This is a genomic window from Actinomadura rubrisoli (assembly GCF_004349215.1).
Lineage (GTDB): Bacteria > Actinomycetota > Actinomycetes > Streptosporangiales > Streptosporangiaceae > Spirillospora > Spirillospora rubrisoli.
Window position 1 is genome coordinate 1 of the sequence record NZ_SMKU01000053.1, and the last position, 25,389, is coordinate 25,389.

Annotated in this window: 22 protein-coding genes and 2 pseudogenes; 15 read left to right on the plus strand and 9 right to left on the minus strand. The window is 74.6% G+C overall.

Annotated features, from left to right (window positions below):
* Both E1298_RS13305 and E1298_RS13310 read left to right on the plus strand, forming a co-directional pair.
* A partial coding sequence (locus E1298_RS13305; protein ID WP_131892874.1) for an ATP-binding protein DrrA1-3 family domain-containing protein occupies positions 1-320 on the plus strand: 320 nt, incomplete at its 5' end.
* Positions 317-1,903, plus strand: a complete 1,587-nt coding sequence (locus E1298_RS13310; protein ID WP_131892876.1) for an ABC transporter permease — start codon at positions 317-319, stop codon at positions 1,901-1,903. The genes E1298_RS13305 and E1298_RS13310, both read left to right, overlap by 4 nt.
* On the opposite strand, the gene pip is transcribed toward E1298_RS13310, so the two are convergent.
* On the minus strand, positions 1,900-2,868 hold the full coding sequence (pip, locus tag E1298_RS13315; RefSeq protein WP_131892926.1) for a prolyl aminopeptidase: 969 nt from the start codon (positions 2,866-2,868) through the stop codon (positions 1,900-1,902). The genes E1298_RS13310 and pip overlap by 4 nt on opposite strands.
* Before the next feature lie 58 nt (positions 2,869-2,926).
* Positions 2,927-6,856, minus strand: a complete 3,930-nt coding sequence (gene hrpA, locus E1298_RS13320) for an ATP-dependent RNA helicase HrpA (protein ID WP_243725559.1) — start codon at positions 6,854-6,856, stop codon at positions 2,927-2,929.
* 269 nt (positions 6,857-7,125) lie between these two features.
* Between hrpA and E1298_RS13325 the strand changes: the two genes are divergently transcribed.
* Positions 7,126-8,556 (plus strand): serine/threonine-protein kinase, encoded by a 1,431-nt coding sequence (locus E1298_RS13325; RefSeq protein WP_131892880.1) that lies wholly within the window; start codon positions 7,126-7,128, stop codon positions 8,554-8,556.
* Here the strand turns inward: E1298_RS13325 and E1298_RS13330 are convergent.
* The 3 genes from E1298_RS13330 to E1298_RS13340 all read right to left on the minus strand — a co-directional run bounded on the left by E1298_RS13330 (position 8,541) and on the right by E1298_RS13340 (position 11,836).
* Positions 8,541-10,034: an NADH-quinone oxidoreductase subunit NuoF family protein gene (locus E1298_RS13330; RefSeq protein ID WP_131892882.1), complete on the minus strand. Its 1,494-nt coding sequence runs from the start codon at positions 10,032-10,034 to the stop codon at positions 8,541-8,543. The genes E1298_RS13325 and E1298_RS13330 overlap by 16 nt on opposite strands.
* Positions 10,031-10,801 carry a hypothetical protein gene (locus E1298_RS13335; RefSeq protein WP_131892884.1) on the minus strand — a complete coding sequence of 257 codons (771 nt, stop codon included), beginning with the start codon at positions 10,799-10,801 and terminating at the stop codon, positions 10,031-10,033. Before E1298_RS13335 ends, E1298_RS13330 begins: the two co-directional genes overlap by 4 nt.
* Positions 10,802-11,005: 204 nt before the next feature.
* Entirely contained in the window at positions 11,006-11,836 is an 831-nt protein-coding gene (locus E1298_RS13340) for an NAD(P)H-binding protein (RefSeq protein WP_131892886.1), read from the minus strand.
* Positions 11,837-11,909: 73 nt separating this feature from the next.
* On the opposite strand from E1298_RS13340, the gene E1298_RS13345 reads away from it, so the two are divergent.
* A complete protein-coding gene (locus E1298_RS13345; RefSeq protein ID WP_131892888.1) occupies positions 11,910-12,863 on the plus strand; it encodes an AraC family transcriptional regulator in 954 nt (317 codons plus the stop codon).
* Here the strand turns inward: E1298_RS13345 and E1298_RS13350 are convergent.
* Together E1298_RS13350 and E1298_RS13355 are read right to left on the minus strand one after the other, a co-directional pair.
* Complete coding sequence (locus E1298_RS13350) at positions 12,860-13,768, minus strand: SDR family oxidoreductase (RefSeq protein WP_131892890.1); 909 nt, start codon at positions 13,766-13,768, stop codon at positions 12,860-12,862. The genes E1298_RS13345 and E1298_RS13350 overlap by 4 nt on opposite strands.
* Positions 13,769-13,782: 14 nt before the next feature.
* Positions 13,783-14,550, minus strand: a complete 768-nt coding sequence (locus E1298_RS13355) for an SDR family oxidoreductase (RefSeq protein WP_131892892.1) — start codon at positions 14,548-14,550, stop codon at positions 13,783-13,785.
* Positions 14,551-14,612: 62 nt separating this feature from the next.
* On the opposite strand from E1298_RS13355, the gene E1298_RS13360 reads away from it, so the two are divergent.
* The 9 genes and pseudogenes from E1298_RS13360 to E1298_RS13400 all read left to right on the plus strand — a co-directional run.
* Positions 14,613-15,359 (plus strand): enoyl-CoA hydratase family protein, encoded by a 747-nt coding sequence (locus E1298_RS13360; RefSeq protein WP_131892894.1) that lies wholly within the window; start codon positions 14,613-14,615, stop codon positions 15,357-15,359.
* Positions 15,356-16,213: a CoA transferase subunit A gene (locus E1298_RS13365; protein WP_131892896.1), complete on the plus strand. Its 858-nt coding sequence runs from the start codon at positions 15,356-15,358 to the stop codon at positions 16,211-16,213. The genes E1298_RS13360 and E1298_RS13365 overlap by 4 nt, the downstream gene beginning before the upstream one ends.
* Positions 16,210-16,938 carry a CoA-transferase subunit beta gene (locus E1298_RS13370; RefSeq protein ID WP_131892898.1) on the plus strand — a complete coding sequence of 243 codons (729 nt, stop codon included), beginning with the start codon at positions 16,210-16,212 and terminating at the stop codon, positions 16,936-16,938. The genes E1298_RS13365 and E1298_RS13370 overlap by 4 nt, the downstream gene beginning before the upstream one ends.
* Positions 16,935-18,020, plus strand: a complete 1,086-nt coding sequence (locus E1298_RS13375; RefSeq protein WP_207944605.1) for an NAD(P)H-dependent flavin oxidoreductase — start codon at positions 16,935-16,937, stop codon at positions 18,018-18,020. Before E1298_RS13370 ends, E1298_RS13375 begins: the two co-directional genes overlap by 4 nt.
* 230 nt (positions 18,021-18,250) lie before the next feature.
* Positions 18,251-18,865: a hypothetical protein gene (locus E1298_RS13380; RefSeq protein WP_131892900.1), complete on the plus strand. Its 615-nt coding sequence runs from the start codon at positions 18,251-18,253 to the stop codon at positions 18,863-18,865.
* An 84-nt stretch (positions 18,866-18,949) separates the two neighbouring features.
* Positions 18,950-20,089: an ABC transporter substrate-binding protein gene (locus tag E1298_RS13385; RefSeq protein WP_131892902.1), complete on the plus strand. Its 1,140-nt coding sequence runs from the start codon at positions 18,950-18,952 to the stop codon at positions 20,087-20,089.
* Complete coding sequence (locus E1298_RS13390) at positions 20,082-21,170, plus strand: FecCD family ABC transporter permease (protein WP_131892904.1); 1,089 nt, start codon at positions 20,082-20,084, stop codon at positions 21,168-21,170. Before E1298_RS13385 ends, E1298_RS13390 begins: the two co-directional genes overlap by 8 nt.
* Complete coding sequence (locus E1298_RS13395; RefSeq protein ID WP_131892906.1) at positions 21,170-21,937, plus strand: ABC transporter ATP-binding protein; 768 nt, start codon at positions 21,170-21,172, stop codon at positions 21,935-21,937. The genes E1298_RS13390 and E1298_RS13395 overlap by 1 nt, the downstream gene beginning before the upstream one ends.
* Positions 21,938-21,976: 39 nt before the next feature.
* Positions 21,977-23,538: pseudogene (locus tag E1298_RS13400) on the plus strand (glycerol-3-phosphate dehydrogenase/oxidase); the annotation flags it as partial.
* A gap of 46 nt (positions 23,539-23,584) precedes the next feature.
* On the opposite strand, the gene E1298_RS13405 reads toward E1298_RS13400, so the two are convergent.
* Both E1298_RS13405 and E1298_RS51555 read right to left on the minus strand, forming a co-directional pair.
* On the minus strand, positions 23,585-24,373 hold the full coding sequence (locus E1298_RS13405) for a CoA transferase (protein ID WP_341770623.1): 789 nt from the start codon (positions 24,371-24,373) through the stop codon (positions 23,585-23,587).
* 67 nt (positions 24,374-24,440) lie between these two features.
* Positions 24,441-24,689: pseudogene (locus tag E1298_RS51555) on the minus strand (CoA transferase); the annotation flags it as partial.
* A 20-nt stretch (positions 24,690-24,709) separates the two neighbouring features.
* Here E1298_RS51555 and E1298_RS13410 point away from each other — a divergent pair.
* The gene (locus E1298_RS13410; RefSeq protein WP_131892908.1) at positions 24,710-24,955 is read left to right on the plus strand and encodes a type II toxin-antitoxin system CcdA family antitoxin; all 246 of its coding nucleotides are present in this window, start codon (positions 24,710-24,712) and stop codon (positions 24,953-24,955) included.
* A complete protein-coding gene (locus E1298_RS13415; protein ID WP_131892910.1) occupies positions 24,952-25,353 on the plus strand; it encodes a DNA-binding protein in 402 nt (133 codons plus the stop codon). Before E1298_RS13410 ends, E1298_RS13415 begins: the two co-directional genes overlap by 4 nt.
* Positions 25,354-25,389: the final 36 nt, after the last annotated feature.

Below are 25,389 nucleotides of genomic sequence, written 5' to 3' on the forward strand. Positions count from 1 at the left end.
ACCGCATCACCATCATCCGCAAAGGCCGCACCGCCGAAACCGGAACACTCAACGACCTACGCCACCTCACCCGCACCTCCATCAACGCCGAACTCGCCACACCACCCGACGGAATCGCCGCCCTACCCGGCGTCCACGACCTCCAAATCGACGGCGACAGAGTCAGGTTCGAGGTCGACACCGCGCATCTCGACGCGGCGCTGCGGCAGCTGACCCGGGCCGGGGTGCGGAGCCTGGTCAGCAGGCCGCCCACCCTGGAGGAGCTGTTCCTGCGCCACTACCAGGACGACCTCACCGCGGACGGGGAGACCGCCCGATGACCGCTCTCGCGGGCACCCCGCGGCTGCTGCGGCTCGGGCTCCGCCGCGACCGCGCCATGATCCCGGCGTGGGTGCTGGTGCTGGCCGTGTTCGTCCTGAGCACCATGTCGAGCTACCAGAAGCTGTACGACACGCAGGCGGAGCGGGACACGTTCACCGCCAAGATCAACGACAACGCGGCGACGCTGGCGCTCTACGGCCGCGTCCACGACGCCACGGTCGGCGGGCTGACGGCCTGGCGGATGGGCACGCTCGGCGCCGCCCTGGTCGGCGTCATGACCCTGCTGCTGGTGATCCGGCACACCCGGGCCGAGGAGGAGACCGGGCGGCTGGAACTGGTCGGCTCCGGCGCGATCGGCCGCCGCGCCCCGCTCACGGCCGCGCTGCTGGTCGCGGCGCTCGCCAGCGTGCTGCTCGGCGCGCTGGTCGCGCTCGGCCTCGCGGGCCAGGGCGGCACGGGTGCGCTCGCCTTCGGTCTGGCCTGGGCCGGCGGGGGCCTGCTGTTCGCCGCCGTCGCGGCGGTCGCCGCCCAGGTGACCGAGAACGCCCGGACCGCGCGCGGCATCGCCGTCGCCGTGCTCGCGCTGTCGTTCCTCGTGCGCGCCGCGGGCGACGCCTCCGGCGCGCACTGGCTGACCTGGCTGTCCCCGATCGGCTGGCTGGAGGAGGTCCGCCCGTTCGGGGGCGACCGGTTCTGGGTGCTGCTGCTCCCGCTCGGCCTCACGGCCGTCCTGTGCGCCCTGGCCTACGCGCTGGTCGAGCGCCGCGACCTCGGCGCGGGCCTGCTGGCCGCCCGCCTCGGCCCGGCGTCGGCCGCGCCGCGCCTGCGCAGCCCCCTCGCCCTCGCCTGGCGGCTCCAGCGCGGGTCGCTGCTCGGCTGGGCCGCCGGGTTCCTGGTGTACGGCCTGGCCATCGGCGGCATCGCGAACGGCGTCGACGACCTCGTCGGCGACAGCGCCGACACCAGCGAGCTCATCACCAAGATGGGCGGCCAGTCCGGACTGGCGGACGCCTTCCTCGCCGCCTCGTTCGGGCTCATGGGCGGCATGGCCTCGATGTACGGCGTGCAGGCCGCGCTGCGCCCGCGCTCGGAGGAGACCTCGCAGCGCGCCGAGCCGCTCCTCGCCACCGCGACCGGGCGGCTGCGCTGGGCGGCCGGGCACCTGCTGATCGCCCTCGCCGGGACGGCCCTGATGCTGCTGATCGCCGGGGCGGCGACCGGGATCACCTACGGCGCGGCGGCGGGCGACGTCGGCGGCAGGCTCGCCGAGGCGCTCGGCGGCGTCCTCGTCCAGGTGCCCGCCGCGTGGGTGCTGACCGGCATCGCGATCGCCCTGTTCGGCCTGCTCCCCCGCGCCTCGCAGGGCGCCTGGGCGATGGTCGGCGCGTTCCTGCTGCTCGGCCAGCTCGGCCCGGTGCTGAACCTGAGCCGGCCCGTGATGGACCTGTCCCCGTTCACCCACACGCCGAAGCTGCCCGGCGGCACCATGACCGCGACGCCGCTGATCGTCCTGCTCGCCGTCGCGGCCGCGCTCGTCGCGGCGGGCCTGGCCGGCCTGCGCCGCCGCGACATCGCGTCCTAGCCGGAGGAGGGCCGCCGGTCGCGGAACCGGTCGGTGGCCTCGATGAGGAGGTGGCGCGTGCCCGGCTCGGAGCCGCCGTGGCCCGCGTCCTCCACGATGTGAAGCTCCGCCTCCGGCCAGGCCCGGTGCAGGTCCCATGCCTGGTCCGGCGGCGTCTTGATGTCGTAGCGGCCGTTCACGATGACGGCCGGGACGTGCCGGATCCGGTCGACGCCCGCGAGCAGGCCCGCCTCGGGGAGGAACCCACCGTTGGAGATGTAGTGGTGGGTGATGCGGGCGAACGCGACGAGCATGGAGTCCTCGAACTCCGGCAGCGTCACGGGCCGCAGGGTGTTGGCCGACAGCTCCCAGCCCATCCAGGCGCGGGACGCGGGGACGTGCACCGCCGGGTCGGGGTCGGTGATGCGGCGGCCGTACGCGGCGAGCAGGTCGTCCTGCTCGGCGGCGGGGATCGCGTCGCGGAACGCGGCCCATTCGGCGGGGAAGAGGTGCGCGGCCCCGCCGGGGGTGAGCGTCCACGCCTCGTCCGCCGGGCGGATGAGCCACACGCCGCGCAGCACCATCTCGGTGACGCGGTCAGGGTGCGCCTGCGCGTAGGCCAGGCCGAGCGTGGTGCCCCAGCTGCCGCCGAACACGAGCCAGCGGTCGATGGACAGGTGCTCGCGCAGCCGCTCGATGTCGGCGACCAGGTGCGGGGTGGTGTTGTGCTCCAGCGACACCTTCGGATCCCCGGCGGACGGCAGGCTGCGGCCGCAGTTGCGCTGGTCGAACAGCACGATCCGGTACGCGGACGGATCGAAGAACCGCCGGTTGTCGGGCAGCAGCCCGCCGCCGGGCCCGCCGTGCAGGAACACCGCGGGCTTGCCCTGGGGGTTCCCGCAGACCTCCCAGTAGATCTCGTTGCCGTCGCCGACGTCCAGCAGCCCGGAGTCGTACGGCTCCACAGGCGGATAGAACTCCCTCAGACCCATGAACCCAGTCATACCTCACAAACGATCATGCTCGCGACCGGGACCACGAGGGTCAGAACGCCGCCAAAGCTTTCCGAATGCGCTTGTCGGAGACGGGGAAGCGCGTTCCGAGTTGCTGGGCGAACAGGCTGACCCGCAGCTCCTCCAGCATCCAGCGGACCTGCCGCGCGGCCTCGTCGTCGCGGCGCGCGGGGTGCAGGCGGTGCAGCGCCTGCTCGTACTCCTGCTCCAGCACCTCGACCTGGTGCGCGAGCATCCGGTCGCGGCCCGGGTTCTCGGGGAGCTTGTCGAGCCGGACCTGCAGAGCGCGCAGGTAGCGGGGCAGGTCGGGGAGCCGCTGCCAGCCGGTCGCGGTGACGAACCCGGGGCGGATCAGCGTGCCGAGGTGCCCGCGGATGCCGGTCAGCGCCGGGACGAGCGTGAGGCTCGCGGTCCCCCGCAGCCGACGGTCGATCTCGTGGGCCTCGGCGAGGATCCGCTCGACCTGGGCGACGATCGCGGCGGTGGCGTCGTGCAGGTCGGCGCGGACGCGGTCGTACAGGGCGCGGAAGGCGTCCTCGTTCCAGGCGGGCCCCCCGGCCTCGGCGATGAGCCGGTCGGCCGCGGCGGTGACGCAGTCGTCGAACAGCGCGGCGACGGATCCGTGCGGGTTGTGGCTGAGCGCCAGCTTGCCCTGGTTGGTGAGGCGGGACTGGATGAGCTTCACCGGGGACGGGGCGTTCAGCAGGACGAGCCGGCGCGTGCCGAGCCACATGGCGCGGCGCTGCTCGGCCTCCGTCTCGTACATGCGGACGGCCACGCTGTCGCCCTCGTCGGCGAGCGCCGGGAACGCCTTGACGTCGTAGCCCGCCTGGCTGCTCTCGTAGGTGCGGGGCAGCTCGCCGATCGTCCACTCGCGCAGGCCGGAGCGCTCGATGGTGGAGGCGGCCTTGGACAGCGTCCCGCGGACCTTGCCCGCGAGGCGGCGTTTCAGCTCGTCCAGGTCGGTGCCCTCGCCGAGGGTGCGCTTGCGGTCGTCCGTCACGCGGAAGGTGATGCGCAGGTGGGCGGGCAGCCGGGACGGGTCCCACGCCTCCCGCGCGACCGGGATGCCCGTCATGGCCGTCAGCTCGCGCTCCAGGGCGTCCAGCAGGGGCTCGGTGCGTGGGGCGACGCGGTCCAGCACCTTGCGGGCGTAGTCAGGCGCCGGGACGAAGTTGACGCGCAGCTGCTTGGGCAGCGAGCGGATCAGCTCGGTGACCAGCTCCGTGCGCAGGCCGGGGACCTGCCACTCGAACCCGTCCGGCCGCACCTGGTTCAGGACCTGCACGGGGACGTGGACGGTCACGCCGTCGGCGTCGGTACCCGGCTCGAACTGGTAGGTCAGGCGCAGGCTGAGCGGCCCCTGCTGCCAGGCGTCGGGGTAGTCGGCCTCGCTGACGCCGTCGGCGGTCTCGTTGATGAGCATCGACTTCTCGAACCCGAGCAGGTCGGGATCGGAGCGCCTGGCCGCCTTCCACCAGGAGTCGAAGTGCCGCCCGGACACCACGTCCTCGGGGATCCGCTCGTCGTAGAAGTCGAAGAGGGTCTCGTCGTCCACCAGGATGTCGCGGCGCCGGGCGCGGTGCTCCAGCTCCTCCACCTCGTCGAGGAGCGCGCGGTTGTCGTGGAAGAACCGGTGGTGGGTCTCCCAGTCGCCCTCCACGAGGGCGTGCCGGATGAACAGCTCCCGCGACAGCGCGGGGTCGATGCGGCCGTAGTTGACGGGACGGTCGGCGACGATCGGCACCCCGTAGAGGGTGACCTTCTCGCGCGCCATGACGGCCGCCTGCTTCTTCGACCAATGCGGCTCGCTGTAGTTGCGTTTGACGAGGTGTCCGGCGAGCGGCTCGATCCACTCGGGCTCGATCCTGGCGTTGATCCGCGCCCAGAGCCGGGACGTCTCGACCAGCTCGGCCGACATCACCCAGCGCGGCGGCTTCTTGAACAGCGACGATCCGGGGAACACCGCGAACCTCGCGCCGCGCGCGCCGACGTACTCCTGGCCGCGGCGCTGCTTGTCCTTCTTCTCGCCCTTCTCGGCGTCCATGAGCCCGATGTGGGAGAGGAGCCCGGCCAGCAGGGAGACGTGGACGCGGTCGGGCGGGGCCTCGGCGGTGTTGAGCGTGACGCCGAGGGACTTGGCGACCTGCTTCAGCTGGCCGTGCAGGTCCTGCCACTCGCGGACGCGCAGGAAGTGCAGGTACTCGTTCTTGCACATGCGGCGGAACGCGCTGCCCGACAGCTCCCGCTGCTGCTCGCGCAGGTAGTTCCACAGGTTGAGCAGGGCCAGGAAGTCGGAGGTGGGGTCGGCGAAGCGGCGGTGCCGCTCGTCGGCGGCCTGCTGCTGGTCGGCGGGCCGCTCGCGCGGGTCCTGGATGGACAGCGCGGCGGCGATGACGAGGACCTCGCGGACGCAGCCGTTCTTGTCGGCCTCCAGCACCATGCGGGCCAGCCGGGGGTCGACGGGGAGCTGGGCGAGGCGGCGGCCCAGCGGCGTGAGGCGCTTGCGCGGGTCCTGCTCGGCGGGGTCGATCGCGCCCAGCTCGTGCAGCAGGTCGACGCCCGCCTTGACGTTGCGGCGGTCCGGCGGCTCGACGAACGGGAACGCGGCGATGTCGCCGAGCCCGAGCGAGGTCATCTGCAGGATGACCGACGCCAGGTTGGTGCGCAGGATCTCGGGGTCGGTGAACTCGGGACGGGACTCGAAGTCCTCCTCGGAGTACAGCCGGATGCACACGCCCTCGGACACGCGGCCGCAGCGCCCCTTGCGCTGGTTGGCCGACGCCTGCGAGATCGGCTCGATGGGGAGCCGCTGCACCTTCAGGCGGTGGCTGTAGCGGGAGATGCGGGCGGTGCCGGGGTCGACGACGTACTTGATGCCCGGGACGGTCAGCGACGTCTCGGCGACGTTGGTCGCCAGGACGACGCGGCGGCCCCGGTGCGCCTGGAACACGCGGTGCTGCTCGGCCGCCGAAAGCCGCGCGTACAGCGGCAGTACTTCCGTCACTCCCCGCTGTCTAACGAAGTGCTTCTGCAAAGCGTCGGCGGTGTCGCGGATCTCCCGCTCGCCGCTGAGGAACACCAGCACGTCGCCGGGCGCCTCGCGGCCCAGCTCGTCCACCGCGTCGATGATCGCCTGGATCTGGTCGCGGTCGGGGTCGGCGGACGGGTCGTCCGGGTCGGCGATCGGGCGGTAGCGGACCTCGACCGGGTACGTGCGCCCGGACACCTCCACGATCGGCGCGTCGTCGAAGTGCGCCGAGAACCGCTCGGGGTCGATGGTCGCGGAGGTGATGACGACCTTGAGGTCGGGACGCCGCGGCAGGATCTCCTTGAGGTAGCCGAGCAGGAAGTCGATGTTGAGGCTGCGCTCGTGCGCCTCGTCGATGATCAGCGTGTCGTACTGGCGGAGGAGCCGGTCGGTCTGGATCTCGGCGAGCAGGATGCCGTCGGTCATCAGCTTGACGAGCGTGTCGTCGCTGGATCGGTCGGTGAAGCGCACCTTGTAGCCGACGGCGTCGCCGAGCTCGGTGCCGAGCTCCTCGGCGATGCGGTCGGCGACGGTGCGGGCGGCCAGCCGGCGCGGCTGGGTGTGCCCGATCGAGCCGAGGACGCCGCGCCCGAGCTCCAGGCAGATCTTCGGGATCTGCGTCGTCTTGCCCGAGCCCGTCTCACCGGCGACGATCACGACCTGGTGGTCGCGGACCGCGGCGAGGATGTCGTCCCTCTTCTGCGCGACCGGCAGTTCCGCCGGGTAGGTGATCGCGGGCACGGCGGCGCGCCGCCGCGCGGCGCGGCGCTCGGCGGCGTCGACATCGGCGGCGATCTCCTCGGTGGCCTTGGCCCGCCGCCCGGCGTCGCGCATCTTCTGCGCGCCGTCGATGCGGCGCCGCAAGCGGTGCTGGTCACGCAGCATCAGCTGCGGCAGGCGCGCGCGCAGGTCGGCGAGCGGCGATCTCACAGGCGTCCTCATAACCATCGACAAGGATAGGGTCCAAGGCTCCTCGGCCCCGTTCCCGTGCCGGCTCCAGGGGCGCTCCATGGGGCGCCCAGCAAACCTTCGCACCGTAGCCGGAACGCCCCAGGCGGGGCGATTGATTTTCCCGGACGGCGACCAAGTACAACGCCGCCGTCACCGGCGGCATTCCGCCGCGACAGGCACGCGGCGCACTAGATCGCTTACTCCAAGACACTGCCGGGACCCGCATCGATCGTTCATGATGGGCTGACATGGAGACCCCGAGAGCCGCCGGCCGCTACCGGATCGAACGCCTCCTCGGATCGGGCGGGTTCGCCGCGGTCTGGCTCGGGCACGACCCCGAGCTCGACTCCCCCGTGGCCATCAAGATCCTCGGCGAGCACTGGACGCACCGCGCCGACGTGCGGGAGCGCTTCGTCCGGGAGGCGCGGCTGCTGCGGCAGGCCGACTCGCACCGGCTGGTGCAGGTCTTCGACATCGGCGAGCTGCCGGACGAGCGCCCCTACTTCGTGATGAGCTACGCCGACCTCGGCACGCTGGAGGAGCGGCTCGCCGGCGGGCCGCTGCCGCTGAACGAGGCGCTGCGGACGGCGCGGGAGATCATCCTGGGCGTGCGGGAGCTGCACGAGCTCGGCGTCGTCCACCGCGACCTCAAGCCGTCCAACGTGCTGCTGCGGTCGGCGCCCGGCGGCGGCGAGCGGATCATGATCGCCGACCTGGGGATCGCGCGCTCGGGCGACCGGCTGTCGAGCCTGACGCTGCCCGCGGGCTCGCCCGGCTACATGGCGCCGGAGCAGGCGCAGATCGACGGCGCCCCGGACCAGCGCGCCGACGTGTACGGGCTCGGGGCGCTCACCCACCACCTGCTCACCGGGGAGCCGCCGCGGACGCCCGCGGCCCCGCCCAGCGCGCTCCAGCCGGCGATCCCGCCGGGCGTCGACAGGGCCGTCCTGCGCGCGCTGGAGCCCGACCGGGAGCGACGCTGGGCGTCGGCGGCCGAGTTCGGGCACGCGCTGACGAGCGCCACCAGCAGGATCGACACCGATCCGCTGCCGGACCCCCTGCCGCCCAGGACGGCGCGGGCGCGGCGGCCGGGACGTCCCCGGCGGGCCGTGCTCGCCGGGGCCGGGGCGGCGGTCGCGGCGCTCGTCGCGGGCGGCGCGTTCTGGATCCTGGGCGGGGCCGACGGCGGGTCCGCCTCCGGCACCCGCCCGCAGGAGCGCTGGCTGCGCGCCGGCTCCGACGTCCCGCGGCAGTACCGGGAGCTGATCGTCCGGGCGGGCACGTGGTGCGACATGCGCGGGCTGAGCCCGGCGCTGATCGCCGCGATGCTCAAGGCGGAGAGCGGCTTCGACCCGCGGCTGGCCGATCCCGCGCGCGACGAGTACGGCATCGCCCGCTGGACCCCCAAGGTGCTGGTGTTCTGGCAGCCCGGCGGCCTGAACAACCCCGAGCCCAAGCCGGCGGACATCACGCCGGAGCTGTCGATCCCGGCGATGGGCCGCTTCCTGTGCTACTGGGGCAAGGACCTCAAGGACGTGCCGGGCGACCCGTCCCTGAACCTCGCGGCGACCTACCGGTCGTCGTCGAAGAAGGTCGTGGAGGCGGGCGGCGTCCCGGAGAAGTACCGGCCCTACGCCGAGCGGGTCCAGCGCTACATGCAGGACTACCGGCCCCGCTGAGGCTCCGGCCGGGGCTTGTCGTGCGCGGTGCGCGGGACGAGGCGGAGCGCGAGCCCCGGGCAGGCGGCGACGGCGCGGCGCGCGTCCGCCTCCAGCCGCGCCGGGATGGGCTCGGACGGGATGACCGGGTAGTCGTACTCGTCCATCCGCACCGTCCCGCGCAGCACGTCGGCGCACAGCCCGTGGCCGTCGCAGCGGCTCCAGTCGACCTCCAGGCTCAGCCGCGCGTCCGTCGCGGCCGGGAGGACGCCGAGGACGGGGCGGCCGCATCCGCCGTCCGCGACGTGCCGGGCGATGTCGTCCTCGAAGGCGTCCATGGCCGACAGGACGAACCGGGCCGTCCCGTCGGGGTGCGCGCAGGCGCCGCGCCCGGTCACCATCCGGGCGGCGCGGGCGACGGTGTCGCGCGCGGCCGCCGCGTCCTGCCCGGAGGCCAGGGCGGTGAGCGCCCCGGCGAGGTCGGGCAGCCCCAGCCGGCACGGGCCGCACTGACCGGCGGACTCGGCCGCGAGGTAGCGGGCGACCCGCGCGCACTCCCCGAGCGGGCAGGTGCCCCGGCCGAGCGGCATGACGATCCCGGCGCCGAGCGCGCCGCCCGCCGCGGCGAGTCCCGCCCGCGACACCTGTGTGCGGGTCGCGACCTCGCCCTTCAGCCAGGCGCCGTGGTAGCCGCCGACCAGGACGCCCTCGCCCGCGCGGCTCCCGCACAGGTCCAGCAGGTGGCCGAGCGGCGCCCCCGCGGCGGTCTCGACCACGGCGGGGAACCGGGCGGAGCCGGTCACGGTCAGCAGCACCGTGCCGGGCTCCTGGGGCAGCCCGACCTTCCGGTAGCGGTGCGGCCCGAGCCCGGCGAGCACGGCGAGCTGCGCGTAGGTCTCGGCGTTGGACAGCAGGGTCGGCAGGCCGTCCACGCCGCGGGTCGAGGCGCGGCTCTTGCGGCCGGGCGGGATCGGCCGCCCGCCGTTGATGCCGCGGACGAGCGCGCCGCCCTCCCCGGTGATGAACCGCTCGGGCAGCCGGACGACCCGCGCCCGCGCGCCCAGCCCCCGCTCGGCGATGGCCCGCTGCACCGAGGCCGCCGCGTCCGGGTCGGTCACCGCGACGATGATCTCCAGGGAGCCGAGCGCGGTCGCGGCGAGCGCGGCGCCGTCCAGGATCAGGTGCGGGGCGCCGCGCAGCAGCGTCTTGTCCTTGGCGCTGCCGGGCTCGCCCTCGGTCCCGTTCACCACCACGACGGTCCGCTTGCGGCGCCGGACGGCGCTGTCGGCGGTCGCCTTCACCTTGCGGGCGAACGGGAACGCGGCGCCGCCCCGCCCGTGCAGGCTCCCGGCCTCGCACAGCGCGATCAGCTGGTCGGTGGTGAGGGGGCGCGGGTGGGGGTGCAGGGCGCGGTGGGCGTCCCAGTCGAGCCGCCCGGCGCTCTCCAGCCCCTTGGTGAGCCGCGGCGGCCCGATCTGGCGGACGGCGAGCGCGGTCACGGGATCCTCCTGTCCCGGGGCCGCAGGACCGGCCGCGCGGCCAGCGCGAGCGCCACCCCGGCAAGGCAGAGCAGGTAGCCCGCCGTGACCCACGGCGCGGGGGCGCGGCCGGACGTCAGGCCGTGCAGGATGCCCAGCGGCCACGCCGCGTAGGCCGTCAGGTGCGTCGCCCGCCACGCCCAGGGATGGCGGGCGGCGGCGAAGCGCCCCCGGGCGACGCCGCCCGCGATCGCGATGATCAGCAGGTAGAACGCCAGGGTGCCGAGGCCGACGTCCGCCAGGTGGCCGCGGGAGTGCGGCAGGAACGCCTGCCCGGCCCCGACCCGGTGCCGGGCCAGCTGGGTGGCCAGGTGCAGCAGGAGCATCGACACCGCGAGGAACGCGAAGGCCCGGTGGACGGCCTGCGCCCGGACGCGGTGGCGCGGCGCGAGGACCGCGCGGTCGGTGGCCAGCAGCCCGATCATGACCGTCAGCGACAGCGCCACCAGGGCGAAGACCCCGCAGTAGAAGTCGAGGAACGCGCCGGCCGCGCGCAGGGCCGGCAGGAGCGCGCCGAACGCGGCGCCGAGGCCGAGCAGCAGGGCCGCGGCGGCCGCCCCCGCCGAGGACAGGACGAGGCCGCGACGCGCCCCCGCCCGCGTCCGGCGAGGCGGTGAGACGTTCTTCGCCGGGGCGCGCGCGCCCGTCCCGGCGAGGAACGCGGCCGTCCCCTCATGGGCGAGTGCGCGTCCTGTCCTGCGCTGCGGCGGCGGGCCGTCGGAAGCCATGCGGCAGGCACCTGCCTCTCGGGTCGTCTGCGGGAGCGTCTCCGGGCAGTACGACGCGTGTTCACCCCGTTCCAGTTCGGTGACATCCCCGGTCCTCGCCGCCACGGCATTCGGGGAAGATCGCAGGTCAGGGCGCACAACGTCACGCTGCGGCCGGATCCGGCCGCAGCGTGACGAGAACTCCGCCTCAGATGGGGCGAACGCTCAGGACCAGACGCCGGAGGCGGCGGCCTCCTTGACGTAGTCGGCGAAGGAGCGCGGCTCCCGGGCGAGCACGCGCTGCACTCCGTCGCTGAGGTGCCGGCCCGTGCCGTTCCGGATGCCTTCCAGCAGATTCGCAAGCACTTCGGCGAGCGCGCCGGGGACCCCCTGCGAGCTCAGGAGCGCCCTGTACTCGGACGTCTCCAGCGGCGTGTAGCGGATGTCGCGTCCCGACGCGTCCGCGATCATCCGCACGACCTCTCCGAACGTCAGGGGCTCCGGCCCGGACAGCTCGTAGACCTGCCCGGCGTGGCCGTCCCCGGTGAGCGCGGCGGCCGCGACGTCGGCGATGTCCGCGACGTCCACGAACGCCTCGCGCCCCTCTCCGGCGGGCAGGGCCAGATCGCCCGCGAGCAGCGGCGGCAGGAACATGTCCTCGCTGAAGTTCTGGAAGAACCAGGCCGGGCGCAGGATCGTCCACTCCGCGCCGGACTCCCGGACGGCCCGCTCGCCGGGCTCCTGCATGGGGTGCATCTGCCCGGCCTGCGGCCCCCGCGCGGACAGCAGGACGAGCCGCCGCGCACCCGCCGACACGGCGGCGCCCGCGAACTCCGCTACGGCGTCCTCCCCCACGGGTTCGTCCAGCGGAACGACGTACACGGCGCGGGCGCCCTCCAGCGCGGGACCCCAGGAGCCGCGGTCCTCCCACGCAAAGCGGGTTCCGGTCGTACGGGACCCGGCGCGCACGGGCACGCCGAGATCGGTGAGGCGCGAGACAAGACGGCGGCCGGTCTTTCCCCGGGCGCCGAGAACGAGAATCGGTGATTCGGTCATGTGACCAGCACACCAGTCCCGGACGAGACGATCCATGGGTGCACGTCTTGATTCCATGTGAGATCGTCTCAGTATGGATCTCCTCGACGACCTCCTCGCGGAGGTGCGGGCGCGCGGCGCGCTGTTCTGCCGGTCCGTGGCCGAGCCCCCGTGGGCGGTCCGGTTCAACGCGCCCGCGCCGCTCGCGCTCGGCACGATGCTCCAGGGCGACGCGTGGATCGTCCCCGACGCGGGCGAGCCCGTGCGGGTCCGGCAGGGGGACATCCTCCTGACGAGGGGCGGCGGCGCGTTCACCGCCGGGGACCGTCCCGACACCGAGCCGCAGATCGTGGTCGTCGACCAGGACCGCTGCTACGCCACCGAGGACGGCCCGGCGGGCATCGGCCACAACTTCCGGCTCGGCCCCCGCTCGTACGGGCTCACGGCGGACGGGTCGGACCTGTTCGTCACCGCCGAGTACCCGATGCGCGGCGACGTGTGCGAGCGGCTGCTGAAGGCGCTGCCGCCGCTGGTGGTCGTCCCGTGGCAGCCGGAGTTCGCGCCACTGCTGGATCTGCTCGGCTCCGAGGTCGCCCGCGAGGAGCCGGGCCAGCAGATCATCCTCGACCGGCTCCTCGACATGCTGCTGGTGCGGGCCCTGCGCGCCTGGTTCGCGCTGCCGGACGCCGAGCCGCCCGCCGGCTACCGCGCGCTCGGCGACCCGCGGATCGGCCTGGCGCTGCGACTGCTGCACGAGCGCCCCGCCCGGCCGTGGACGGTGGCGGACCTGGCCGCCGAGACCGGCATGTCGCGGGCGGTGTTCGCGCGCCGCTTCACCGAGCTGGTCGGCAGCCCGCCGCTGGCCTACCTCACCGAGTGGCGGATGACGCTGGCCGCCGACCTGCTCCGCGAGCGCGACGCCAGCGTCGCCGCGGTCGCCCGGCGGGTCGGCTACGCCGACGGCTTCGCCTTCAGCAACGCCTTCAAACGCGTCCGCGGCGTCGCCCCCAGCACCATCCTCCGCACTTCGGGTGAGACGCCCGGCTAGCCGGCGCCGTACACCAGCTCGGGCGGGGCGGACTCCGCCAGCAGGCCGGTCACGACCTCGCCCAGCTCGGACGGGTCCCAGCGCGCGCCCTTGTCGGCGCTCGGGCCGTGCCGGAAGGCGTCCATCACGCAGATCCTGCCGCCCTCGGCCTCGAAGATCCGGCCGGTGACGTCCCGGGACCCGGCCGAGCCGAGCCAGACGACCAGCGGCGAGACGTTCCCGGGCGCCATCGCGTCGAACCCGCCCTCCGCCGGGGCGGCCATCGTCCGCGCGAAGACCTCCTCGGTCATCCGGGTGCGGGCGGCGGGCGCGATGGCGTTGACGGTGACGCCGTACCGGCCGAGCTCGGCGGCCGCGACCAGCGTCAGCCCGACGATGCCCGCCTTGGCCGCCGCGTAGTTGCCCTGGCCGACGCTGCCGAGCAGCCCGGCGCCGGACGAGGTGTTGATCACCCGGGCGTCCACGGGGCGGCCGGCCTTGCTCTCGGCGCGCCAGTGCAGGCCCGCGTGCCGCAGCGGCAGGAAGTGGCCCTTGAGGTGGACGCGCACGACCGCGTCCCACTCGTCCTCCGACAGGTTGACCAGCATGTGGTCGCGCAGGAACCCGGCGTTGTTGACCAGGACGTCCAGGCGCCCGAACGCCTCGGTCGCGGTGGACACCAGCGCGGCGGCGCCCGCGCCCGTGGCGATGTCGTCGGCGCAGGCCACGGCCCGCCCGCCGAGCGCCTCGATCTCCCGGACGACGTCGTGCGCGGGCCCCTCGGAGGCGCGGCCGGTGCCGTCCCTGGCCACGCCCAGGTCGTTCACGACGACGCGGGCGCCCTGCCGGGCGAACTCCAGCGCGTGCGCGCGGCCGAGGCCCCGCCCGGCGCCGGTGACGGCGACCACACGGTCCTTGCAGATCATCGAGTCTCCTTCGCTCACGGCCTGTTCACGGTGGCGGCGTCCAGGAAGGCGGGGCGCTCGCCCCCGCCGTGCAGCAGCAGGGACGAGCCGGTGACGTAGGACGCCAGGTCCGAGGCCAGGAACACGCAGGCCGCGCCGACGTCGGAGGGATCGGCGAGGCGGCCGAGCGGGACGGTCCGCTCGACCGCCGCGATGCCCTCCTCGTCGCCGTAGTGCAGGTGGGCCAGCTCCGTGCGGACCATCCCGAGCGTCAGCGAGTTGACCCGGACGTGCGGCGCCCACTCGACGGCCAGCGACCGGGTGAGGCTGTGCAGGCCGGCCTTCGCGGCGCCGTAGGCGGCGGTGCCGGGCGAGGGCCGCGTCCCGCTCACGCTGCCGATCATGATGATCGAGCCGCCGCCCGGCTGCGCGCGCATCCGCGCCCGGACGGCCCGCGCCATGATCAGCGGCGCGGTCAGGTTCAGCTCGATGATCTTGATGTGGGTGCGCAGGTCGCCGTCCGCGGCGGGCAGGTACGGCGCGCCGCCCGCGTTGTTGACCAGCACGTCGACGCGGTCCAGCCCGTCCGCGAACGCCTGCGCCGCCGCGGGGTCGCGCACGTCCAGCGCGTGGAAGCGCGCGGTGCGGCCGGCCGCCTCGGGAAGCGCGTCCGGCTCGCGCCGGGCGACCGCGACCACGTCGGCGCCCGCCTCCAGGAAGGCGCGGCTGATCCCGGCACCGACCCCGCGCACGCCCCCCGTGACGACGGCGGTCCTGCCCGCCAGGTCCAGCGTCAGTGCCATCCCGCCTCCTCCGCGACCCTGCTACGGTCTGTTCTAACAAATGTTTGGTGGAAAGGTAGCGCATGGGAGTCTCCACCACGACCCGGGACGGGGTCGCCGAGATCGTCGTGGACGCGCCGCCGGTCAACGCGCTGACCGTGGCGGGCTGGCACGCGCTGGCCGGCGCGGTCCTCGCGGCCGGCCGCGACCCACGGGTCGGCGCCGTCGTGCTCCGCGCCGAGGGCCCGGGGTTCAACGCGGGCGTCGACATCAAGGAGATGCAGCGCGCGGAGGGCCACACCGCGCTGGTAGGGGCCAACCGGGGCTGCTTCGCGGCGTTCGCCGCCGTCTACGACTGCGAGGTCCCGGTCGTCGCCGCCGTCAACGGCCACTGCCTGGGCGGCGGCGTCGGCCTGGCGGGCAACGCCGACATCGTCGTCGCGTCCGAGGACGCCTACTTCGGTCTGCCGGAGGTGGACCGGGGCGCGCTCGGCGCCGCCACCCACCTGGCGCGGCTCGTCCCGCAGCACCTGATGCGCGCGATGGTCTACACGTGCCGCACCGTCACGGCGGCCGAGCTGCACCACCACGGCTCGGTGCTGGAGGTCGTCCCGGCGGACGGGCTGCGCGCCGCGGCCCTGGAGGTCGCCGCGGCCATCGCCGCGAAGGACCGGTACGTGATCCGGCGCGCCAAGGAGTCGCTGAACGGCATCGACCCGGTCGACGTCAGGCGCAGCTACCGCTACGAGCAGGGCTTCACCTTCGAGCTCAACCTCGTCGGCGCGGGCGACGAGCACCGCGACGCCTTCCTGGGCGAGGGGGCCGGATGAGCAAGGTGCTGTCGGTGGACGAGGTCGCCGGGACGCTGGAGAGCGGGATGACGGTCGGGATCGGGGGCTGGGGGTCGCGGCGCAAGCCGATGGCGCTCGTCCGCGCGATCTGCCGGTCCCCGGTCACCGACCTCACCGTCGTGTCCTACGGCGGGCCGGACGTCGGGCTGCTGTGCGCGGCGGGCAAGGTGCGGCGCCTGGTCACCGCGTTCGTGACGCTGGACTCGATCCCGCTGGAGCCGCACTTCCGGCACGCGCGGCAGTCCGGCGCGATCGAGCTGACCGAGTACGACGAGGGCATGTTCATGTTCGGGCTGTACGCGGCGGCGCACCGGCTGCCGTTCCTGCCCACGCCCGTCGGGCTCGGATCGGACGTCATGCGGGTCAACCCGGAGCTGAGAACGGTCAGGTCGCCCTACGACGACGGCCGGGAGCTCGTGGCCGTCCCCGCCCTGACCATGGACGCGGCGCTCGTGCACATGAACCGCGCCGACGCCCGCGGCAACGCCCAGTACCTCGGCCCCGACCCCTACATGGACGACCTGTTCGCCAAGGCCGCGGACCGGACGTACGTGTCGTGCGAGCGGCTCGTCGGCACCGCCGACTTCGCCAAGGAGGGGCCGCTTCAGTCCCTGCTGATCAGCCGGTCGCAGGTGGCGGGCGTGGTGGAGACGCCGAACGGCGCGCACTTCACCGACTGCGAGCCCGACCACCGGCGGGACGAGGCGTTCCAGCGCCTGTACGCGCGGTCGGCCGCCGACCCGGAGAGGTGGGCGGCGTTCCGCGAACGGTTCCTGTCCGGCGACGAGACCGCCTACCAGGACGCCGTCCGACGCTGGCAGGAGGACGAGTGAGGGCTACCAGGGCCGAGGTCTGCGCGGTCGCCTGCGCGGAGCTGTTCCGGGGCGACGGGGAGATCGTGGCGGCGGCTGTCGCCGGGTTCGTGCCGATGCTGGGGGCGCGGCTGGCGCGGGCGACGTTCGCGCCCGACCTGCTGACCACCGACGGCGGACCGGTGCTGAGCGCCGGGCCCGTCCCGCTGGGGACGCGGGCCGCGGAGGCCGAGGGCTGGCTGCCGTTCCGCGACCACCTGTGGCTCGTGCTGAACGGGCGGCGGCACGTGGTGATGGGCCCGAGCCAGATCGACCCGTACGGCAACACCAACATCTCGTGCATCGGCGACTGGGGGCGGCCCGCCCGGCAGCTCCTCGGGATGCGCGGCGGTCCGGGCAACACCCTGCTCAACCCGACGAGCTACTGGGTGCCCAAGCACTCGGCCCGGGTGTTCACCGGGGAGGTCGACGTCGTCAGCGGCGTCGGCTGGGACCGGGGCGCGCACGAGATCCGCGCCGTGGTCAGCGACCTGGCCGTGCTCGACTTCGCCACCCCGGACCGGCGGATGCGGCTGCGCTCGGTGCATCCCGGCGTGACCGTCGAGGACGTGGCGGCCGCCACGGGGTTCGAGCTGGCCGTCCCGGACGAGGTGCCCGAGACGCGCCTGCCCGACGCCGAGGAGCTGCGCGTCATGCGCGAGGTGCTCGATCCCGAGGGCCTGCGCGAGCGCGAGGTCCCCGCGTGAAAGGGCAGGGCGGGAGCGGGCAGGTGCTCGACACGCCGCTGACCCGGCTCACCGGCGTGCGGCATCCCGTCGTGCAGACCGGCATGGGCTGGGTGGCCGGGCCGCGGCTGGTGACGGCGGTCGCGAACGCCGGGGGCCTCGGGATCCTGGCCTCGGCGACGATGACGCTCGATCGGCTCGCCGACGCCGTCCGCGAGGTGCGGGACCGCACGGACGCACCGTTCGGCGTCAACTTGCGGGCGGACGCGTCCGACGCGGGCGACCGCATCGACCTGCTCGTCAGGGAGGGCGTGCGGGTCGCCTCGTTCGCGCTCGCCCCGAGGCGGGAGCTGATCGCCAGGCTGAAGGACGCCGGGATCGTCGTGATCCCATCGGTCGGCGCGCGGCGGCACGCCGAGAAGGTCGCGGCGTGGGGCGCGGACGCGGTGCTGGTGCAGGGCGGCGAGGGCGGCGGGCACACCGGCGCCGTCGCGACGACGCTGCTGCTGCCGCAGGTCGTGGACGCGGTGGACATCCCGGTGATCGCCGCGGGCGGCTTCTTCGACGGCCGCGGCCTCGCCGCCGCGCTGGCCTACGGGGCGGCGGGCGTGGCGATGGGCACCCGGTTCCTGCTGACCGCCGACAGCCCGGTCCCGGACGCGGTCAAGCGCGTCTACCTGGACGCCGCCGACACCATCGTGACCCGGCAGGTGGACGGGATGCCGCACCGGGTGCTGCGCAGCGGGCTGGTCGAGGCGCTGGAGTCGTCCGGGCGCGTGGCCCTGCTGGTCCGGGCGCTGCGCAACGGTGCCCGGTTCAAGAGGCTGTCGGGGATGTCGTGGCGGGAGATGATCGCCGATGGCCGGGCGATGAGGCACGGCAAGGACCTGTCGTGGTCGCAGGTGATGATGGCCGCCAACACGCCGATGCTGCTCAAGGCGGCCATGGTGGACGGCCGTCCCGACCTCGGCGTGATGGCGTCCGGCCAGGCCGTCGGCGTCATCGACGACCTGCCCACGTGCGCCGAGCTGATCGAGGCGATCGTCCGGCGGGCCGCCGAGGCGATCACCGCGCAGCGGTCGGCCGTCGTCGGCGGGCCCTGACGCGGCCGAACGGTCCGCGACGCGATCAGGCCGCGCAGCGCGACGACCCGGTCGCGGCCGTCCACCCCGGCCGCGGCGAGGACGCCCGCCACGGTCTCCGACCAGTGGACGGTGGACGAGCTGCCGTCCCTGGCCGCCCGGGCCCCCGCGCGGCGCTGACCTCCGCCGCCGCGGGCCATGATCGTGGGGGTGGCGGGGGACGCCGGGGAGCGGGCTCTAGGCTGGCGGACGTGACCGGCTCGGGAGCGGCGGTGCCGCGGTGCTCGCCTGCGGCGGTGCCGCGGTGCGTGCGAGGCGCGTTCCTCGCGGCCGCCTGCACGCTGCTCTCCCTCGGCGGGCACGTCCTGGGCGGCGCCGGGGACTGCTGCCTGCCGCCGCTGCCCGCCGTCCTCGCCGCGGGCGGCGTGGTCGGCGCGCTGTGCGTGGGCCTCGCCGGGCGGATGATGTCGTTCCGGCGGATCCTGGCCGTGATGGGCTGGGCCCAGGTCGCCTTCCACCTCGCGTTCACCCTCGCGGCGCCCGGGCCCGCGCACCACATGGGTGCCGGCGCGCCGGAGGCGGGGCCGCCCGGCCTCGCCATGGGGCCGTCCATGCTGGCCGGGCACGCCGTGGCCGCCGTCTCCGCCGCCGCGCTGCTGGCGGGCGCCGAGCGCGCCGTCTGGTGGCTGTACGGCGCGGTCTTCGCGGTCGCCCTGGCGGCCCGGCTGGTGGTCCGCCCGGCCGAGACGCACCGTCCGCCGTGGCCCGTGGTGGTCGCGGACGACCCGGCACCGCGCCTCGGCGTCCTGCTGGCCCGCGCCGTCCGGCGCCGCGGCCCTCCGGCGGCCCCGCCGCGCGCCGCCTGACCCCGCCTGACCCCGCCTGAGCCCGGCGGGGCTGCGCGGCGTGCCTCGCGCATGCCATCGCCCCACCGGATGAGGGAAGTCCCCATGTCTGATCGCAGACGACCGTCTGATCGCGAACCACTGCCCAACCGCCAACCACTGCTCGACCGCAAGCCGCGCAGGCGGGCCGCGCTGTCCGCGCTCGCCGCGCTCGCCCTCGCGGGCGCCGCCGCGTGCTCCGGCTCGTCCGCCGGGGACGAGCCGACCGCGCAGGCCGCCACCGCGCCCGGCAAGACCTCCTACCCGCTGGCGTTCCGCAACTGCGGGCAGAAGGTGACCTTCACCCGCCCGCCGCAGCGCGTCCTGATCCTGAACGGCACGTCGGTCGCCGAGTCGGAGAGCTTCGTCCTGCTGGGCCTGCAGAAGCACGTCCTCGCCAACGCCCAGTCGTACGGGGTGTCGGACGATCCGTCGATGGTCGCGGCCGTCAAGGCGCTCCCCACCCGCGGGCTCACTATGAACAAGAACTTCGACGTGCCCGCCGAGCAGGTGCTCGCCGCCAAGCCCGACCTGGTCGTCTCGACCTGGTCGGGCGGGTTCGACGCCAAGCGCGGCCACGCCACCCGCGAGCAGCTCGCCGCGGCGGGCATCACCACGCTCGTCAACCCGGTGAACTGTGCCTACGGCAAGCCGGGCGCGTCCGAGGCGGAGAAGCGGGCCTACGAGCGGATCTCCATCGAGTCGTCCCACGAGTTCCTGGCGCTGCTCGGCCGGGTCTTCGACGTCCAGCACAAGGCCGCCGCGGTGTCGGCGGACCTGCGGCGGCGGGTCGGCGCGGTCCGGGCCCGGGTGGCCGGACGGCCCGCGAGGAAAGTCCTGATCGTCTACCCGGGCATGTCGATGATGAACGCCGCCGGGCTGCCCGCCGTGATGACCGGGCGGATCACCGACGAGGTGATCGCGGCGGCGGGCGGCGTCAACGCGTTCGCCGGACGGTCCCGGGACGTGACGAGCACGCTCACCAAGGAGCAGCTCGCCACCGCGCGGGTCGACGTCGTCGCGGTGGGCGCGTTCACGCCGTCCGAGGATCCCGCCGCCCAGGCCCGCACGCTGTTCGCCGAGTACCCGCAGTGGCAGGCGTCCAAGACCCGCACGTACACGGCCATCGCCGACGGCGCGTTCCTCGGGCCGCTCAACGCCTGGGCCGTCGAGAAGCTCGCCAAGGTGGTGCACCCCGATGGCTGAGGCCGTCGCCGAGCGCACCGCAGAGACCGCCGCCCCGGGCGCCGCCCGCCGGGGGCCGCACATGGTGTCCGGCGCCATGACCGGCGTGCTCATCGCGGGGCTGGCGGTCGCGTTCGTCGCGGTCGCCGTCGCCGCGATCTCGATCGGCTCGGTGAACCTGCCCGTCGGCGCGGTCTGGCGGGTCGTCGGCGCCCACCTGACCGGCTCCGCGTCCGGCGACCCGCTCCGCGACCAGATCGTCTGGGACATCCGAACACCGCGCGTGCTGATCGCGGCGCTCGTCGGCGCCGGGCTGAGCGTCGCGGGCGTGGCGCTCCAGGCGCTCGTCCGCAACCCGCTCGCCGACCCGTACATCCTGGGCGTCTCCTCCGGCGCCTCGCTGGGCGCCGTGCTCGTGGTGTCCTTCGGGACGACGGCCCTCGGCGGTCTCGGCGTCACCGGCGCCGCGTTCGCGACGGCCACGCTCAGCGTCCTGGTCGTGTACGCGCTGGCGCAGCGCGGCGGGCGGCTGCTGGACTCGCGGCTCGTGCTGGCCGGGGTCGCGGTCGGCTACCTGTGCTCGGCCGCGACCAGCTACGTCCAGCTCCAGGTGGACCCGTCGGAGCTGCACGGCCTGATGTTCTGGCTGATGGGCAGCATCGCGGGCGCGACCTGGTCCGACCTCGGCGTCCCCGCCGCCGTGATCGCGGTGTGCACCCTGTTCCTGCTGGTGCAGGGGCGCGCCCTCAACGCGCTGATGGCCGGGGACGACGCGGCGGCCGGGCTCGGCGCGTCCGTGCAGGCGCTGCGGATCGCGCTGCTGGTCGTCGCGTCCCTGCTGACGGCGACGTCCGTCAGCGTCGTCGGCGGGATCGGGTTCGTCGGGCTGATGGTGCCGCACGCGGCCCGGTTCGTGGTCGGCGGCGACCATCGGCGGGTGCTGCCGGTCGCGACGCTGACCGGGGCGGTGTTCCTGGTCGCGGTCGACATCGTGGCCCGGACCGCCGACCGCCCGAACGAGCTGCCCATCGGCATCTTCACCACCGGTCTCGGCGTCCCGTTCTTCCTGTGGCTGCTGCGGCGCCGCTCGGGAGGTGCCTGATGCGGCTGGACATCGCCGGGGTCACCGCCGAGATCGAGGGCACGCCGATCGTGTCCGGCGTGGACCTCGTCGCCGAGCCCGGCGCGTTCGTCGGGCTGATCGGCCCGAACGGCAGCGGGAAGTCCACGCTGCTGCGCACCGTCTACCGCTCGCTGCGCCCGGCCGCCGGGGTCGTCTCCCTGGACGGCGACGACCTGTGGCGCATGCGGGCCCGGCACGCGGCGCGGTGCCGGGCCGTCGTCACCCAGCACGGCGACCTGGCCGGGGAGTTCTCCGTCGCCGAGGTCGTCGCGATGGGGCGCGGCCCGCACAAGGGCGTCCTGGAGAGGGAGAACGCGGCGGACCGCGCGGCCATCGCGGAGTCGCTGGAGCGCGTCGGCCTCGCCCACGCGTCCGGGCGGCTGTTCTCGACCCTGTCCGGCGGCGAGCGGCAGCGGGCCCTCGTCGCGCGGGCCCTGGCGCAGGAGGCGCCGCTGCTCATCCTGGACGAGCCGACCAACCACCTGGACGTCCGCGCCCAGCTCGGCCTGCTCGACCTGGTCAGGTCGCTCGGGCTGACGCTGCTCGCCGCGCTGCACGACCTGGACCACGCCGCCGCCTACTGCGACCACGTGGTCGTCCTGCAGAACGGGACGGTCCGGGCCTCCGGGCCGCCGCTGGAGGTGCTCACGCCGGAGTTCGTGGCGGAGGTGTTCGGCGTCCGCGCCCACATCGGCGCCCACCCCATCACCGGCCGCCCCCACATAGCCGTGGCCAGCCTCCCGTGAGCGATCAGGGGTCAGAGTTCCAGGAGGCGGCGGCCGAGCGCCGGCGCCGCCCTCGACGCGATCTCCCGGGGCCTGTCCGTCGCCGCCGTGGAGGCGCGCGACTGGGCCGCCGGGACCTCCGGCCGCTCCAACAAGCTGATCCACGGCGGGCTGCGCTACTTGGAGCGGCGTGACTTCGGCCTGGTCCGGGAGGCGCTGCGGGAGCGCGGGCTGCTGCTGCACCGGCTCGCGCCCCATCTCGTCCGTCCCGTCCAGTTCCTGTATCCGCTGCGCGGCCGGGTGTGGGAGCGGGCGTACGTCAGCGCGGGCGTCACCCTGTACGACACGATGGGCGGGACCCGGTCGCTGCCCCGGCACCGCCAGCTGACCCGGCGCGGCGCGCTGCGGGAGGCCCCGGCGCTGCGCTCGGACGCGCTGATCGGCGCGATCCAGTACTACGACGCGCAGGTGGACGACGCCCGCTACACGATGACGGTCGCCCGGACCGCCGCGCAGTACGGCGCCCGGGTCGCCATCCGCGCCGAGGCGACCGGGTTCCTGCGGGAGGGCGAGCGCGTGACCGGCGCGCACGTCCTCGACCTGGAGGGCGGCCGGGAGATCGCCGTCCGGGCCCGCCGCGTCGTGTGCGCGACAGGAGTGTGGACGGACGGCGCGCAGGCGATGACCGGTTCGCGCGCCTCGTTCGCCGTCAAGGCGTCCAAGGGCGTCCACCTGGTCGTGCCGCGCGACCGGATCCCGATGGACACCGGCCTGATCACGCGGACGGAGCGCAGCGTCCTGTTCATCATCCCGTGGGGGCGGCACTGGCTGATCGGCACGACCGACACGCCATGGGACGGCGGGCCGGACGAGCCCGTCGCCGACCACACCGACGTCGGCTACCTGCTGGAGCGGGCGAACGCCGTGCTCCGCACCCCGCTGACCCACGACGACATCGAGGGGGTCTACGCGGGGCTGCGGCCGCTGCTGTCCGGCGAGATGGACGACACGGCCCGGCTGTCCCGCGAGCACGCCGTCGCCGAGCCGGTGCCGGGCCTCGTCGTCGTGACGGGCGGCAAGTTCACCACCTACCGGGTGATGGCGCGGGACGCGATCGACCTGGTGGCCGAGAGCCTGGACGAGCCGGTCCCCGCCTCGGTCACCGGGCGGCTGCCGCTCCTCGGCGCGGTCGGCTTCGAGGTGCTGTGGAACGAGCGGCGCCGCCTCGCCGCCGCGTCCGGGCTGCACGTCGCCCGGGTCGAGCACCTGCTGCACCGGTACGGGTCGTGCGCCCGCGAGGTCCTGGACCTGGTCGCGGACGACCCGGCGCTCGGCGCCTCCATCCCGGGCGCGGACGACTACCTGTGCGCCGAGGCCGTCTACGCCGTGACCCACGAGGCGCGCTGCGCCTGGAGGACGTCCTGGCGCGCCGCCTGCGCGTCTCGATCGAGGAGCGGGGCGGGGGCCTGGCCGCGGCGGGCCACGTCGCCGAGCTGCTCGCGCCCCGGCTGGGCTGGGGCGGAGAGGAGATCGCCGACGAGATCAAGCGCTACGTCCTGCACGTCAGGGCGGAGCGCGTCGGCGGCGCCGCCGTCAGCGAGCCTCCAGTCCCCGCGGCCTGACCGGACTGACCTCGGTGATCTCCCGCGGCTCGGGCGCCTCCCTCGATCACGCGACCACGCCTTTGGCGCGCAGCCCAGCCGCGTCCAGGCCGAGGTCCGCCAGCACCTCGTCGGTGTGCTCGCCGAGGCCGGGCGCGGGCACGGCCTCGCGGTTCCCGGCGTCGAGCGGGGACGACGGGACGCGCAGGCGCCCGACTCCGGGCTGGTCGACCTCCCCCATCATCGGGTTGCCCGCCAGGTCGACCTCGGAGAACCGCCGGTACGGGGCCCACAGCACGGACGTCCCTTTCAGGGTGTCCTCCACCTCGGGCATCGTGCGGGCGGCGAACCAGGGCGCGGCGAGGGCGGCGAGCGCCTCGCGGTGCCGGTAGCGGTCGCCGGCCACGGCGAAGTCGCGCCCGAACCCGCCGAACAGGTGGTTGCCGATCCGCGGCCGCTCCTCCCCCAGCTGCGCCTCGGCGAGGAGCCCGAGGTTCCCGGCCGTGGCGAGCGCCACGTCGTACAGCGGCAGCCTGATCCGCGCGCCCTCACCCGTCCGCGACCGGCGCCGCTCGGCCGCCAGCAGCCCGACGGCCGCGTACAGCCCGCACGCCACGTCCCACGCGGGCAGGACGTGGCTCACCGGCCCGGCGTGGTCGGCGGGCCCGGTCACCAGCGGGAAGCCGATCTCGGCGTTGACGGTGTAGTCGACCGCGGCCCTCCCGTCGTGGTGGCCCTCGACCTGCAGATGGATGAGGTCGGGCCGGACGGCGGACAGCGCCTCGTGCGACAGCCGGCCCCGCCCGACCGCGTTGGTCAGGACGATCCCGGCGCCCGCGGCCAGCCGCGTCACCACCTCGCGGCCCCTCCGCGGACCGGAAGTCCGCGGTGACCGACCGCTTGCCCTTGTTCATGCCGGTCCAGAGCAGGCTCGTCCCGGACGGGGCGAGCGGCCGGCGGCCGGTGTCGGCGGCACCCCCGATCGGGTCGACGCGGATCACGTCGGCACCGAGCTGGGCCGGCGTCATCCCGCCGAGCGGCGCGGCGACGAAGCTGGAGACCTCCACGGTCCGCAGCCCGTCCAGCATCGCGCCCCGCATCACGCATCCGCTCCCCACCTCCCACACGATCATGCAGCCGCCACGCTCACCAACCAGGGCCCGCTCTCGCATACCGCAGTATGCTCGATGGCATGTCAGGGACGACGCGCATCACGGTCACGCTCCCCACCGAACAGGTGGCCGAGCTCAAGAAGCTGACCGACAACATCTCCGGGTACGTGGCCGAGGCCGTGTCCCGGCAGATCAGGCACCAACTGCTCGGCGAGGACCTCCGGCGCCACCGGCGAGAGCACGGCGACTTCACCGACGAGGAGCTGGCCGAGGCGCACACGATGATCTTCGGGTCCGCCTCGTCGGGACGGACGGGCGCCGCGTGACACCGCACATAGAGACCCTCGTCCTGGACTCCGAGGGCCTGTCCGCGTGGATCGGCCAGGACCGGAAGATCATGGCGATGTTCCACGTCTTCCACCAGATGGGTACCGACCTGGTCGTCGGGGCGAACACCATCGTGGAGGTCAGCCACTCCCGCATCGACATCCCGAAGCTGCGGTGGGCCCTGTCCCGCGTGAAGATCGAGCCGGTGACCGAGCGGGCGGCGAAGGGCGCCGCGGAGCTGCTCAAGGCCGCGGGCATGCACGGCCACAAGCACGCCATCGACGCGACGGTCGCCGAGGCGGCCCTCCGCCAGCCCGCGCCGGTCGCCATGCTGACGTCGGACGTCGACGACATGACCAGGCTCTGCGGGGATCGCGTGCGCCTCATCGGAATCTGAGACCCCGCCGGGCTCCGGCCCAGCCGCGCGGGGGTC

Excerpts from the sequence above, each read along its gene's own strand:
- E1298_RS13350 (WP_131892890.1), bottom strand. The coding sequence starts at position 13,768 with ATGATCTGCAAGGACCGTGTGGTCGCCGTCACCGGCGCCGGGCGGGGC.
- E1298_RS13365 (WP_131892896.1), top strand. The coding sequence starts at position 15,356 with ATGAGCAAGGTGCTGTCGGTGGACGAGGTCGCCGGGACGCTGGAGAGC.
- E1298_RS13360 (WP_131892894.1), top strand. The coding sequence starts at position 14,613 with ATGGGAGTCTCCACCACGACCCGGGACGGGGTCGCCGAGATCGTCGTG.
- E1298_RS13340 (WP_131892886.1), bottom strand. The coding sequence starts at position 11,836 with ATGACCGAATCACCGATTCTCGTTCTCGGCGCCCGGGGAAAGACCGGC.
- E1298_RS13390 (WP_131892904.1), top strand. The coding sequence starts at position 20,082 with ATGGCTGAGGCCGTCGCCGAGCGCACCGCAGAGACCGCCGCCCCGGGC.
- E1298_RS13325 (WP_131892880.1), top strand. The coding sequence starts at position 7,126 with ATGGAGACCCCGAGAGCCGCCGGCCGCTACCGGATCGAACGCCTCCTC.
- E1298_RS13310 (WP_131892876.1), top strand. The coding sequence starts at position 317 with ATGACCGCTCTCGCGGGCACCCCGCGGCTGCTGCGGCTCGGGCTCCGC.
- E1298_RS13410 (WP_131892908.1), top strand. The coding sequence starts at position 24,710 with ATGTCAGGGACGACGCGCATCACGGTCACGCTCCCCACCGAACAGGTG.
- E1298_RS13335 (WP_131892884.1), bottom strand. The coding sequence starts at position 10,801 with ATGGCTTCCGACGGCCCGCCGCCGCAGCGCAGGACAGGACGCGCACTC.
- E1298_RS13355 (WP_131892892.1), bottom strand. The coding sequence starts at position 14,550 with ATGGCACTGACGCTGGACCTGGCGGGCAGGACCGCCGTCGTCACGGGG.
- E1298_RS13345 (WP_131892888.1), top strand. The coding sequence starts at position 11,910 with ATGGATCTCCTCGACGACCTCCTCGCGGAGGTGCGGGCGCGCGGCGCG.
- E1298_RS13385 (WP_131892902.1), top strand. The coding sequence starts at position 18,950 with ATGTCTGATCGCAGACGACCGTCTGATCGCGAACCACTGCCCAACCGC.
- E1298_RS13395 (WP_131892906.1), top strand. The coding sequence starts at position 21,170 with ATGCGGCTGGACATCGCCGGGGTCACCGCCGAGATCGAGGGCACGCCG.